We start from the raw sequence: 12612 nt of genomic DNA on the forward strand, positions 1-12612 counted from the left end.
TTAGAAGAAGAAAGCACTTGGTTGGAAAAGCTTCTCGACTTCGCCGACAAACTTTTTATTCACTAAGAACAAGATCACGTGATCTCCTTGCTCTATCACGGTTTTGTCGTGGGCCATCAGCACTTCATCATTGCGGACAATGGCGCCAATCGTTGTCCCCGGTGGCAACTTAATATCACCAATGGCTTTGCCAACGACTTTAGAAGTGCTGGCATCTCCGTGGGCGATGGCTTCAATTGCCTCGGCCGCCCCACGACGTAAAGAGTAAACGTTACAGATATCACCCTGACGAATATGAGTTAATAGTGCCGAAATCGTCGCTTGTTGTGGTGAGATTGCAATATCGATGTTGGCTTCTTGCACTATATCCACATAGGCTTCGCGTTGAATAAGCACCATGACCTTTTTCGCGCCCATACGTTTTGCTAGCAGGGCGGACATAATATTGGCTTCGTCGTCATTGGTGACCGCAATAAATACGTCGGTTTGGTCTATGTGTTCTTCGAGCAGTAATTCTTGATCTGAGGCATCACCGCAGAACACTGTGGTATTTTCCAGCTGCTCCGATAATGCTTCTGCACGTTCTAATTTATGCTCAATCAGTTTGACCGAGTGGGTGCGCTCAAGGCGTTTTGCTAAACCTAGGCCTATGTTACCGCCACCGGCGATCATAATGTTGCGGTAGGAGTTATCGAGTTTTTGCATTTCGCTCATGACAGCGCGAATGTGGCGACTGTCTGCAACGAAGAAGACTTCATCATCGGCTTCGATAATGGTCGTTCCGCGAGGCATAATAGCGCGGCCTTGGCGGAAAATCGCCGCGACCCGGGTATCAATATTGGGCATATGCTCGCGAAGTGCCGCTAATGCATTCCCCACCAGTGGGCCGCCGTAATAGGCTCGAACAGCCACTAGGCTCAAGCGGCCTTCCGCAAATTCAAGCACTTGCAATGCGCCTGGATATTCTACGAGTCGTTGGATGTAAGCGGTCACTAGCTGTTCAGGGGCGATTAATTCATCGATCACGAAGCCGCCACGGGGACGACCATCGCTATTTTTGGTTTCACTGTCGATAAAGAGTTTATCGCGCATCGCCAAATAGGGTTCTGAGCGGATACGGGCAATTTTAGTCGGCGTACCAAAAAGGGTATAGGCAATCTGGCAGGCAGCCATATTGCATTCATCACTATTGGTTACAGCGATAAGCATGTCGGCATCTTCTGCGCCTGCTTCTCTGAGAACATCAGGGTGAGCGGCATGGCCCGCTACGACGCGAAGGTCATATTTATCTTGCAGGGCGCGTAATCTGGATTTGTCATAATCGACAATGGTGATGTCATTGTTCTCACCCACCAAATTTTCGGCCAAGGTTCCCCCAACTTGACCCGCACCTAATATGATAATTTTCATGGCCTTGCTTACTTCCTAATCAGTCGCTTTCAATAAACGGGCATAATAAAACCCATCCATATTGTCTTGTCCTGGCGTGATTTGCCAACCTATATCCTGTGGCGAATTTTGCTGGGCAAGTGTGTCTAGCTTAGCATCTACCGTTCTATCTAAAAACGCACTGATCTGGTCGCGGTTTTCCTGCGGTAAAATCGAACAAGTGGCATAAAGAAGCGTGCCACCGGGTTTTAGCCACTTCCAGCAATGATCGAGAATTTGCTGTTGTAGTTCAGCCAACTCTTCGATGTCATGGTTTTTTCGCAACCATTTAATATCGGGATGGCGGCGGATCACTCCTGTGGCTGAGCAAGGCGCGTCCAGTAAGATACGATCAAATTGTCCGCCTTGCCACCATGAGTCTATGTTGGCCGCATCACCATGTATAAGCTCCGCTTTTAATGATAAGCGGTCAAGGTTCTGTTGCACACGTTCAAGGCGTTTGGCATCAAAATCAACAGCCACTAATTTGATACTCGGCTCAAGTTCGAGTAAGTGACAACTTTTGCCACCGGGTGCCGCGCAGGCATCGAGTATTAATTCATTCGATTGCGGGGCAAGTAAGGCCGCCGCCCATTGTGCCGCGCCATCTTGTACTGATGCCGCACCTTCATGAAAGTGTGGCAGTGTGGCGACATCCTTTGGTTGCGCTAGGAGAATGGCATCGGCACTGCTGCCTTCGCTCGCTTCAATGTCGATTTCGGCTAGGGCAGCGAGGTATTCGGCACGGCTCTGGGATAAGCGATTGTTACGCAGCCACATGGGCGGGCGTTCATGGCTTTGTTGAATGATGTCTTGCCACTGCTCGGGATAGGCTTCTTTTAAGCGCTTAATTAACCAAGCGGGTGTGTTATAGCTTAAGGTATCTGATTCTGTGCTTAGCGGCGATAGCTGGCGCTGAATGTTGCGCAGTACACCATTAACGACCTTGACCATGCCTTCAAATTTTAACTGGCGACAGGCTTCGGCGGTTTCTGAAATCGCGGCGTGGCTTGGAATGCGAGTGAAGTAAAGTTGATAGCAACCTACGATCAGGAGCTGGTGGATAATCCTTTGTTTGCCTTTAAGTGGTTTCGCTAGGCATTCACTGATGCGTTTTTCTATTTGCGGCAGAGTGCGCATCACGCCGTAGCAGATCTCTGCAAGTAGGGCTTTATCTTTGCCGCTGGCAAGATGCTTTTGTTGATCAGGCAATGCCACTGACAGCGACACGCCTTTTTCTAATACTTCGAAGATGGCTTTCGCAGCTAGCGCGCGCAAGTTCATGATTATTGTGCCTCGTTTGCGAGGCGAGTATTCGGGCTAAACCATTCACCTCGAGCATTGAGAATATCGGCAACATTGAGTGGCTTTTTCCCCGGAAGCTGCATACTCAGCAGGGTTAACACACCATCAGCGGTGGCGACGTCTATGCCTTTTTTGCTGGCGCTGATAATAGTACCTGGAGCGGCTGTGCTGGTGGTTTCGCTGACTTGGGTTTGCCACACTTTAATAGTGTTACCTTGGTGCTCAAAGTAACTCACAGGCCAAGGATTAAAGGCGCGGACTTCTTGCCATAACTGTTTAGCGGATTTATTCCAGTCGAGTCTAGCTTCTTCTTTGCTGAGTTTTTCTGCGTAGTTCGCTAAGGCTTCATCTTGTTTTTCAGCGGCTAAAGTGCCATTTGCCAAACCTTCGAGTGCTTGCAATAGGGCAACGGGACCTTGTTCTGCCAGTTTCTCGTAAAGGCTGGCTGACGTGTCATTATCTTCGATCGGCAGATAGGTTTTAAGCAGCATGTCACCAGTATCTAAACCCACATCCATCTGCATAACGGTTACGCCAGTTTCTTTGTCGCCGGCCCAAAGTGCGCGTTGGATCGGTGCGGCACCACGCCAGCGTGGCAAAATAGAACCATGAACGTTAATACAACCTAAACGCGGTGTATCTAATACGACTTTTGGCAAGATCAGACCGTAGGCTACGACCACCATGATATCGGCGTTGAGTGCGGCAAGTTCTTGTTGCGCGGGTTCTTTACGTAATGAGCCGGGTTGAAACACTGGAATACTATTAGCGATAGCGAGTTCTTTTACTGGGCTGGCGGTCAGTTTCTTGCCGCGGCCAGCGGGTCTATCGGGCTGAGTGTAAACGCCAATCACATTGTGGTGTGAGTTCAACAGTGCTTGTAAGTGGCGAGCGGCAAAATCCGGTGTTCCGGCAAAGATGATGTTGAGTGGTTTCAAATCTGATCCTATGCTTCTTTGGCGTCCAATCGGGCCGCTTTTTCAAGTTTTTGTTTGATCCGCTGACGTTTTAGCGGCGACAAATAATCGACAAACAATTTGCCTTTGAGGTGATCCATTTCGTGTTGAATACAAATGGCAAATAACTCATCGGCTTCAACTATAAATTCGTTACCGTGCCTGTCTAAGGCTTTTACCGTGACAAATTCGGCGCGATCGACTTTGGCGTAAATCCCCGGAACCGACAGGCAACCTTCTTCATTGCAGAAGTCACCGCTGCTGGCGATAATTTCGGGGTTGATAAACACTTTGGGTCGTTCGACTTCATCCTGTAAGTCCATGACAATAAGTTGTTTATGGTAATCAACTTGGGTCGCGGCCAGACCGATACCTTTTTCTTGGTACATGGTTTCGAACATATCATCAATTTGAGTCTGCAGCTCGGCATTAAACTCTGTGATGGGTGTGGCTTGTGTTCGTAATCTTTCGTCAGGGAATTGTAATACTTTTAATAGTGTCATACATAAACTCTTAACAAGTCTGTCAAATCTCTGCCAGTTAGTTATACTGACTGATGCTAATGAGTTAATTTTAATCTTTAGTGCCTACCAATAACAGTAAAAGCTCAAACTAAGAGTTAAACAACATGGAAATACCCATGAAACGGTTAATTTTACTCGCGTTAATGACATTCAATTGCACGTTTGTTGCCGCAGATACCCTGACGCTTAAGGCGGGGCATCCTGAGTCATATGTAGTGAAAAAGGGCGATACTCTTTGGGATATCTCCGCCGCGTTTCTGAATGACCCATGGAAATGGCCGAGTCTTTGGGATGTAAACCCACAAATTGCTAATCCCCACCTTATTTACCCTGGCGATCAACTCACTCTGGTATTTATTGATGGTCAGCCCCGCCTTGTGCGTAATGGTGCTACTATCGATAGTGCTAAACCCCATGTAAGAAAGAGTCCCGAGGGACGTGTCATTGCTAAGAGTAATGCTATTCCAGCCGTTGATTTAGCCTTGATTGAACAATATTTAGTGCAGAATCGGGTCGTCGAGACTCACTGGCTTACTGAGCAACCTATGGTGTTGGCAGGTGAAAGTCCATCGCGTCACCATATTGTGGGTGATGTGATTTATATTGATGCTGAACTGCCAATAAACCAAAAATATGGTATTTACGAACGCGGTCGCGAGTTTTTCAATAAAGAGTCAGGCGAAGCGTTAGGACAAGAAGCCATTTTGTCGTCTACTGGCCAAGTGATTGAGTCTGGTAAGGTTTCAAAAATTAAGTTGCTAACGAGCTTTCGCGAAACCAAAGCGGGCTTCAGAGTATTGCCGATGGAAAGTGATTCCTTGATGTCAGCTTACTTTACTCCTAAACCTGCGGAATTAAAGATACCGGCTTTAGTGTTAGCAACAGAATCAAATTTGCGTGAAGCGGGTAAGTTGAATGTCGTGTACTTAGATAAAGGCACTCAGGATGGCGTCGAGCCTGGGGTGGTGTTTTCTATTTACCGTGATGGTGAGGTTATTGTTATCAACAATGACGGTATACCGGTTCCTGCAATTGAACGTACTGCCTATGATAACCTAATGGCGTCAGTCTCTTCGGATCGTGCAGTTAAGATGCCGGATGTTTATCATGGTAAGTTGTTAGTGTTTAAAGTGTTTGATAAGGCGAGCTTAGGTTTGATTGTCTCCACCGAGCGGCCTGTTCGTGTCGACGATAAGTTAATCGCCCCAGAATCTTTAGCCTTAAGAGGTCTATAATCTCTGAAAATTTGGTCGATTGGTTAGTTGTTTGTGCTGTATCTGGGCTAGGACCCGCTCGGATCCAACAATTATTAACGCACATGGAAGTGGACGACCTCAGACAAAGGTTAGAGCATGAGAGACAAGCGCTACCTTTATCTGATCATCTGCTCCATAGCCTTGTTATTGATTATCAAAAAGTGGATGTCGCCCTCGAATGGCAACAGCAAGCCGCCGATCATCATCTGCTTTGTTTCTCTGATCCGCTTTATCCACCATTATTAAAACAACTCTCAGATCCGCCCGCCGTCCTGTTCGTTAAAGGTTGCTTAGAGGCGTTAGCCCTTCCTTATCTTGCGATTGTTGGCAGTCGTAATGCTTCTCCTGGCGGATTGCAGGTCGCTTACCAACTGGCTGCTGAGATGTCCTCAATGGGATTTGGTATCTGTAGTGGCATGGCGATGGGGATTGATGGGGCGGCCCATAAAGCCTGTGTTGACCATCAAGGGCATACTATTGCCGTACTAGGAACGGGCATAGAGATCATTTATCCACGAAAACATCGGCAGCTTTATCATGATATTCAGCAGCAAGGCTGTATACTTAGCGAGTTTTGGCCTGATACTGGTCCCTTTGCGGGTAATTTTCCGAAACGAAATCGCATTATTAGCGGTCTATCTTTAGGGACACTTGTGGTTGAAGCTTGTCGCAAAAGCGGCTCTTTAATCACTGCTAGGTTGGCGATGGAACAAGGGCGTGAGGTGTTTGCCGTTCCGGGCTCAATCTTAGGTGGTTACCATCAAGGCTGTCATGATTTATTACGTGATGGAGCAAAGCTTGTGGAAACCGCTGCCGATATAGTGGAAGAGTTGGCAAGTTTAACCGCTTTCCACCTTGAAGAATTGAAGTTATGCCACCATATACAGCAAGGCGAGATTTGTAATTTGCCATTTTCGTCTCTGTTAGCTAGTGTAGGTTATGAAACTACATCAATTGATGCAGTCGTTGAACATAGTGGAAAAACGATAGATCTGGTGTTAGAACAAATGCTTGAACTTGAGTTGCAAGGTTGGGTAATAGCAGTACCCGGTGGTTACGTCAGAGTAAAGAGGAGCTAGCCATGTTTGATATCCTCATGTATCTATTTGAAAACTATGTTCACAGTGAAGTTGAACTACTAGTTGATGAAGACGAGTTAACCAAGGAACTCACTCGTGCCGGATTTCATCAATCCGAGATTTTAAAAGCGTTAACTTGGTTGGAGCGCTTAGCTGAATTACAAGAAGGGGATAAACCCTATCTTTGTAATCACGATCAGCATTCGTTTCGTATCTATACAAAGGACGAAATGGACAAGCTGGATGTGGAATCCCGCGGTTTCTTGCTGTTTTTAGAGCAAGTTAAAGTGCTGAATGTCGAAACCCGTGAAATGGTGATCGATAGAGTCATGGAGTTGGATGAACCAACCCTGATTTTAGAAGATCTCAAATGGGTTATCTTAATGGTACTGTTTAATGCTCCTGGCCATGAGTCCGCTTATGAGCAAATGGAAGATTTAATCTTCGAACAGCCCGAAGGCCGACTGCATTCTTAATTGTTGTGAAAGATGAATTATGAGAGAAAGGAGGCTAAGACCTCCTTTTTTGATGCTTTAAGATTATGTTTTTTATGGTCTTTTAAAGAAGCTTTGCCACATATTGTCCGCAGTGTTGTTTTTGACAACAAAAAGCCCACTTTGATGTGGGCTTTTGTTTTGGCGCTGCTGGTTATCGCTGAGCTGGGCTAGCTTCTGTTCGGCTTGGCTCTAGTTGTGGTTTGGATATTCTGCTCATTTGCAGGTTTATCCCTTCACGGCGAATGCGTGGCGGTACTACGGTGCGCTGGATTTCTTCAATACTAACGAATATGTGACCACATTCGTCGTTATTACAGCGGTAGGTTTTCTCACGGGTGAGTGGCGTGATAGCGCGAGTTCGGCGCTGTAGCGCGCGGCTGTCGCAATGTGGGCAGGTCATGCCTGCACCGCAACCCATTACACAGCCTCTTTATGGGTGTTGGTTTTATATGGTTTGTGCGAGGTCATGGTTAACTCCTTATTGTTACTGCGTACAACCATTCTAAAGGGTGGCTATAGGGTTATATACACAACATATTGTGTGTCTTTGCAAAATTTTGACCTTCCGCTGTGGCCAACATAGTTATTGGCGTCTGTGCTTGATACATTTGGCGGTTAATCTTCCCCATCTTCGCCACCGGCCACCTCGGCCACTTCGCTGTTTTTAACTTCTAGCTCTATCCCTGTGGTGTAACCCGTGTCGGTGATGTTGTGCTCAACGCGGGTGAGTAGCCAGTCACTGTTATCTATTTGCGGTTTAAAACCACTGACGTTAACTGGCAGCTCAGGGAATAGCTCCGGTCGCCCCATGGCTAAGGTGATGGTGAAGGTAGCCACGCCGCGTTGCAGTTTGTCCCACATGGCACGCGCTGCGCGCTCAGCGTTCTGCTTGTTGGCATAGGTGTGTCGCAAGGTTTTAACGTTGTCGTTACTGCCAACCATGATCTCCTTTTCGCCAACAATCACCTTTACATCACTCGGTTTCGCTTCAGTTGGCTTTTTAGCTTTAACGGTTTGTCGCTTGGCGGCTTTATCGTTTTGCCAATAGGCCACAACGCCTGAGTAAGCATCGCGATCGGCTACGCCAAAGTGATGGCTGTCGCCTGACTGGCGGGTAATGTCTACACGGTCGAGCGCGATGCCGCTGGCGTTGTGGGCTAAACCCGCCTGTAAAAATAACAGGTTGCCATTTTTTACCGTCGCGATGGCATCAAACTGTTCGGCAAGGCGGCTTAGAAAATTAGCATCGGACTCGTTGGCTTGGTCTATGTGATCGATAAACTCCATTTTCAAGTTATCGCTGATTTTAGCCTTGAGCTGATGCCGCGCTGCGATGACATCGATAATGCTGCTCACGCTTTGTTTATGAAAACTTTGCTCACGGCTTTGTTGCAAGGTGCCACGCATATCGGCGGATTTGCCTCGGATGGTTATGGCGTCTGGCGGGCCGCTGTGCTCAAGTTCGTCAATGGTATACGTGCCTTTATCAACCAGTGCGCTACCCTTCCAACCAATACGCACTTGCATGGTTGCGCCTTTAGGTGGCATGGCCAGCTCACCATCTGCATCATCAAGTTGCACTTCGACGGTGTCGGCCTCAAAACCGCGATTATCAGTCAGGCGCAGCGACATAAGCCGCGTTTTCATTTTGGGGCTGATGTCTTTGCCATTGACCAATATTTGATAGTCTGGCGTGGGCTGGTCGCTCGATGCCAGCGGGTTAAACTGCGCGAGTAGGTTCACAAAAATTTCCTTATCAACTTGCTGATACCCATGCCGATGAGGTTCTCGTTAGCGATGAGGCTAGTGTTTTTTTCATCCACCCGTTTTAGCTCAATCGTAAATTCAATCTTCCTCGCTGCGCCGTCACTAAAAAACTCGCTGCGGCCTTTGCTGATTTTCTCGATCACGAAAAAACCTGTCACAGTGCCGCGCCCTTCGATAAGTGGATAGGCTTTACCTGTGTCGGCCATTTTACGCAGCGCCTCAAGGCTTAGCTCTCCACCCGTTATTTCGGGCATTAGCACACCAGATAGCGTTAGCGTTTCATCACCAACCCCTAAGAACTGCGCCGATGGCCGCGCCCCCACGCGGCTGTTGGTTGGGTGACGCCATACCATGTCATGCTGCGATGATTGGTATGGCACAGTTAGCCTGCTAAATAAAAAAAAACCGAGTGTCATCATCATAATATTTGACTCATGTTAGTTCAGGTCCTTAAGGCTGCTGCGAAGGCGTGCCTGCTGAGCGCGGTCACGCTTTTCTAGTTCGATGGCGACTAGGCGCGCGACATCCTGCGCATCCATATTGGTGGTAGTGTGGATGGTAATGGGTGCATGGATACCCGCATCGATGTGAACGGTTTGAGGTTGCGGCGCTTGGCGCTGCGCAAAGGCACTGCCAGCGCTTAATCGATCTGGCGCTGCACTATGCGTTAAGTTGTTATCGTTATGCGCTAAGTCGCTGCCGTTATGCGTTAAGTCGTCACTCTTCGCTTTTCTGGCAGGCAGCTCGCCCTCTTTTACCAAACGGATTGCATCCGGCACCGAATAATCAGCGCCTTGGTATTCATCCCGAATGGTGCGGGTTTGGTCTGGTATTGCCTGCAAATTTGGCATGGCGGCGGCAGGAAGAGCAGAAATACCCAGCACAAAGGCAGTGCCTGCCAGTTGTTTACTAAGTTTATTAACCTCTGCTAGCGGCTCCTGCTGGGTTCTACTAATGCCAACGGTTAAGCCCTGCATGGTTTGGTCGCCCATTACCGCAAATACTTTGCTGGGTGAAGCAATGCCGAGCATGTCTTTAAAACTATCAATAGCGCCATTGGCGGCACCGAATATAGCCTCTTTCAGTGCGCCAACTTTACTCACGACGCCGTTTATTACACCGTCCATAATGTTGGCGCCAAAGCTCATAAAATTGCCGATGACTTGCGGGAAGAAATTAATGATGTCAGCCAGCCATAAACCAAAGCGCTTACCTGCGCCGGTGGCATTATCAAGCTCGGCGGCGGTGGCGTTAATCGGGGTAAGTAACTCTGTTACCCATTTCCAAACAGTACCGAGCACGCTGGCGATGCCGTCCCAAATGGGTTTGAGTGGGGCTAATGCGCTACCAAATGCGACGAACGCAGGGCCAAGCGCTTCCGCTACGGGCGCAAGCCCTTCTTGCAGCCCCTGCCAAAAGCCAACAAAAAATGCTTTGATGGGTTGCCAATACTTATAAACGGCCAACGCACCCAAACCGATGGCAGTGACCAGTAGGCCAATGGGGTTAAGTAAGGCGGCGCGGCCAACAAATAGCAGCGTTTGCCCAACGAGGCGAAGCGGTGACGTGACACTGGTAAGTAGTACGCGGCCAATTCCTCGCGCGCTGGCTTTAAAGCCATTCAACAAAGTGCCCACTTTGCCATGAGTTTGGACATAAGCCCGCATTGCCGCAGTGGAACTCTGTATGCCGCTTGCAGTCGATTTGATAGCTTTCCCTGCATTGACCGCTGCCAGTTTTGAGCCCGAGACGACGGCTAGCCACTGCGCTTTAGCGAATGCCACCGTTGCAGCTCTAGCCTGCAAAAAGCGTGGCCCAATGCGCTTTAATGAGCCATTCCATCGGTCGAGTGTTGCAGCAACTTGTTTAAAAGCTGGCAAGGTATTTTTAGGATCGCTTTGTTTCCATAGCGCACCGATACCTGCCCATGCGCCTTTAAAGTTAGTGGCTTTACCTATCACCCCCGTCACGCTTTTCGATAGTCTGCCAAAGGCACTACCTTGTTTTTCTGTTGGGGATAATAACCCCATCAAATTAATGCCCAGCACAGATGTACTGTACTTGAGCAAGGCGATTGGCCCTAAGATGCCTGCGAGCATTAACGTCAGCGTACCGCCGGCAACGGCTAGCGCCCCCACGCCCATAGCGACTTTAAATAGGGTTCCAGTGAGTTCGGGGTTGGCTTTTATCCATGTGCCGAGTTTTTCGGCCATTTCGCTCAGCCAGTTAACCAACTGCTTCAGCTCTGGTGCAACCGCTTCGCCCACGTTAACAAGCGCGTTGGTAAAAGTGCCTGTGGCGGCATCCCATAGGTTGGTCAGGGTATTTAATTGCTCATTCACCCTGAGTTGCAGTGATGCCTGCGCTTCCATCTTTGCGGCGGTTTCGCGGTAGCCTGCAATGCCTTTATCGGTCATAAGGTTAAGCACTTGCAAGGTATCGCCATCGTTACCGAATATTGAGCTTAGAATGGGTAGGCGGTCTTCGGTGCTCAACCCTTTTATTTTCTCTAACTGTTTGAAAAGGTTGTCTAGCCCAGCAAACTCGCCTTTGCCGTCGGTAAAATCGAGCTTAATGCCCCTATCCTCTAGCATTTGGTTTGCTATGCCGACTTTTGACTTATCCATTGAGAGCCTAAATACTTTGGCATAGGCGTTACCCGCCACCTCCCCAGCTATGTTCGCCTGGTCGGCCATGACGGTCAGCGGACTCAGCAGTTTTACAGCCTCTAGCCCTGTCTTCCTCAAAATTGGCAATGCAGAGCTCATCTTAGAAAAGCTTTGCGACATATTGTCTGTTGTAACGCCAAGACCGTCCATACGCTGGATCGTGTCCATCAGGCTCATCATGTCCTTTTCGGCTGTGCCAGTGGAATCCTGCAATTTAGCCGCAAACTCTGCCGCCTCGTTAAACGGCATTTTCACTTGCACTGCTAAAAATGCAGACGCTTCGCCTAGCCCGCCTAAAATTGCTTTTGGTGACATCCCTTGCTTGACAAGGGTGGTCATCATATTTTGGAAGTCGGCAGTGGTGCCCGGGAGTTTGTTGCCGAGCTGATTGGCCAGTGCATTGATTTCGGCAAATTCTTTGCGCACAACGCCGCCCGTACCCATCATCGCGACCCTAAGGTCTGTTGCAGCTGTTTCGGCTTTTGAAAATTCAATGATAGGAATTGCCGAGGCGGCACCAATAGCCGCACCCGTTGCCACCATGCCAGCGCCTTTTCCGGCAAGATCGCCCTGCAGCGCTTTGGTTTTCTTATAACTTGCGCTGGCATCATCAAGTTTCTTTTGTTGCCGAGAAACCGCATCTAGCTTTTTGCGTTGTAGCTCCATGACATCGGTTGTTTGCGCTATTTTTTCTTTAAGCTGTTTTTGGGCATCGCCGAGTTTGCCGGTATCGATACCTGAGTCGCGTAGTTTTTGCCTGTGTTCTCCTAGCCCTGTGCGCTGCTTTTCAAGGGTTTGGCTTAAATCCCGCACCGCTTCATTAGCCTTTCTAAAGTCAGTGCGCATCTTGTTGGAGGCTTCGCCACCTAATGCTTTCATTTGTGCCTGCATCAGCTTCACTTTTGCCTGCGCATCTACTAGGGTCGATGTGGTGCTTTGCATGGCCTTTTGCTGTTTTTTAAAACCATCAATCTGATGAGACTGTTTATTGAGCTCTTTGAGTTTATCGCGCGTGGCTTTCAGCTCCCCCGAGACGCCGCCGCTGGCTTCGCGGATTTTTTTAAGTGGGCCAGTGACCTTATCGACCATATCCAACAGCAGTTTTAACTCAAGTTTTTTTGACATTCATGG

General features: G+C 48.5%; 11 protein-coding genes. 3 read left to right on the top strand and 8 right to left on the bottom strand.

The features are described 5' to 3' along the window. The 4 genes from trkA to def are packed head-to-tail and all read right to left on the bottom strand — an operon-like array spanning window position 1 to window position 4192. Window positions 1-1410 carry a Trk system potassium transporter TrkA gene (gene trkA / locus L5M28_RS15860; protein WP_105250826.1) on the bottom strand — a complete coding sequence of 470 codons (1410 nt, stop codon included), beginning with the start codon at window positions 1408-1410 and terminating at the stop codon, window positions 1-3. 15 nt (window positions 1411-1425) lie between these two features. Then, the gene (gene rsmB / locus L5M28_RS15865) at window positions 1426-2712 is read right to left on the bottom strand and encodes a 16S rRNA (cytosine(967)-C(5))-methyltransferase RsmB (protein WP_263203855.1); all 1287 of its coding nucleotides are present in this window, start codon (window positions 2710-2712) and stop codon (window positions 1426-1428) included. Window positions 2713-2714: 2 nt separating this feature from the next. Next, window positions 2715-3671, bottom strand: coding sequence for a methionyl-tRNA formyltransferase (gene fmt, locus L5M28_RS15870; RefSeq protein ID WP_131524501.1), 957 nt, complete (start codon window positions 3669-3671; stop codon window positions 2715-2717). Window positions 3672-3679: 8 nt separating this feature from the next. Next, entirely contained in the window at window positions 3680-4192 is a 513-nt protein-coding gene (gene def / locus L5M28_RS15875) for a peptide deformylase (RefSeq protein WP_206766142.1), read from the bottom strand. A 125-nt stretch (window positions 4193-4317) separates the two neighbouring features. Between def and L5M28_RS15880 the strand changes: the two genes are divergently transcribed. The 3 genes from L5M28_RS15880 (at window position 4318) to L5M28_RS15890 (ending at window position 7024) form a co-directional block, all read left to right on the top strand. Continuing rightward, window positions 4318-5448: a LysM peptidoglycan-binding domain-containing protein gene (locus L5M28_RS15880; RefSeq protein ID WP_263203857.1), complete on the top strand. Its 1131-nt coding sequence runs from the start codon at window positions 4318-4320 to the stop codon at window positions 5446-5448. A gap of 83 nt (window positions 5449-5531) precedes the next feature. Next, a complete protein-coding gene (gene dprA / locus L5M28_RS15885) occupies window positions 5532-6548 on the top strand; it encodes a DNA-processing protein DprA (protein WP_263203859.1) in 1017 nt (338 codons plus the stop codon). 2 nt (window positions 6549-6550) lie between these two features. Next, window positions 6551-7024: a DUF494 family protein gene (locus L5M28_RS15890; protein WP_006083793.1), complete on the top strand. Its 474-nt coding sequence runs from the start codon at window positions 6551-6553 to the stop codon at window positions 7022-7024. A gap of 172 nt (window positions 7025-7196) precedes the next feature. Here the strand turns inward: L5M28_RS15890 and L5M28_RS15895 are convergent, their stop codons facing one another. The 4 genes from L5M28_RS15895 to L5M28_RS15910 form a co-directional block, all read right to left on the bottom strand. Beyond that, window positions 7197-7463 (bottom strand): ogr/Delta-like zinc finger family protein, encoded by a 267-nt coding sequence (locus L5M28_RS15895; RefSeq protein ID WP_263203861.1) that lies wholly within the window; start codon window positions 7461-7463, stop codon window positions 7197-7199. Window positions 7464-7660: 197 nt separating this feature from the next. Beyond that, the gene (locus tag L5M28_RS15900; RefSeq protein WP_263203863.1) at window positions 7661-8788 is read right to left on the bottom strand and encodes a phage late control D family protein; all 1128 of its coding nucleotides are present in this window, start codon (window positions 8786-8788) and stop codon (window positions 7661-7663) included. Then, entirely contained in the window at window positions 8785-9234 is a 450-nt protein-coding gene (locus tag L5M28_RS15905; RefSeq protein ID WP_263203865.1) for a phage tail protein, read from the bottom strand. Before L5M28_RS15905 ends, L5M28_RS15900 begins: the two co-directional genes overlap by 4 nt. A gap of 15 nt (window positions 9235-9249) precedes the next feature. Then, a complete protein-coding gene (locus L5M28_RS15910) occupies window positions 9250-12606 on the bottom strand; it encodes a phage tail tape measure protein (protein WP_263203867.1) in 3357 nt (1118 codons plus the stop codon). Window positions 12607-12612: the final 6 nt, after the last annotated feature.

Source organism: Shewanella sp. SW32 (assembly GCF_025653365.1).
In the GTDB taxonomy this organism is placed as follows: domain Bacteria; phylum Pseudomonadota; class Gammaproteobacteria; order Enterobacterales; family Shewanellaceae; genus Shewanella; species Shewanella oncorhynchi.

What these genes read in the sequence shown, in the direction of transcription:
- L5M28_RS15895 (WP_263203861.1), bottom strand. Translation starts at nt 7,463, where the DNA reads ATGGGTTGCGGTGCAGGCATGACCTGCCCACATTGCGACAGCCGCGCG.
- def (WP_206766142.1), bottom strand. Translation starts at nt 4,192, where the DNA reads ATGACACTATTAAAAGTATTACAATTCCCTGACGAAAGATTACGAACA.
- L5M28_RS15910 (WP_263203867.1), bottom strand. Translation starts at nt 12,606, where the DNA reads ATGTCAAAAAAACTTGAGTTAAAACTGCTGTTGGATATGGTCGATAAG.
- rsmB (WP_263203855.1), bottom strand. Translation starts at nt 2,712, where the DNA reads ATGAACTTGCGCGCGCTAGCTGCGAAAGCCATCTTCGAAGTATTAGAA.
- trkA (WP_105250826.1), bottom strand. Translation starts at nt 1,410, where the DNA reads ATGAAAATTATCATATTAGGTGCGGGTCAAGTTGGGGGAACCTTGGCC.
- L5M28_RS15905 (WP_263203865.1), bottom strand. Translation starts at nt 9,234, where the DNA reads ATGATGATGACACTCGGTTTTTTTTTATTTAGCAGGCTAACTGTGCCA.
- L5M28_RS15880 (WP_263203857.1), top strand. Translation starts at nt 4,318, where the DNA reads ATGGAAATACCCATGAAACGGTTAATTTTACTCGCGTTAATGACATTC.
- dprA (WP_263203859.1), top strand. Translation starts at nt 5,532, where the DNA reads ATGGAAGTGGACGACCTCAGACAAAGGTTAGAGCATGAGAGACAAGCG.
- L5M28_RS15890 (WP_006083793.1), top strand. Translation starts at nt 6,551, where the DNA reads ATGTTTGATATCCTCATGTATCTATTTGAAAACTATGTTCACAGTGAA.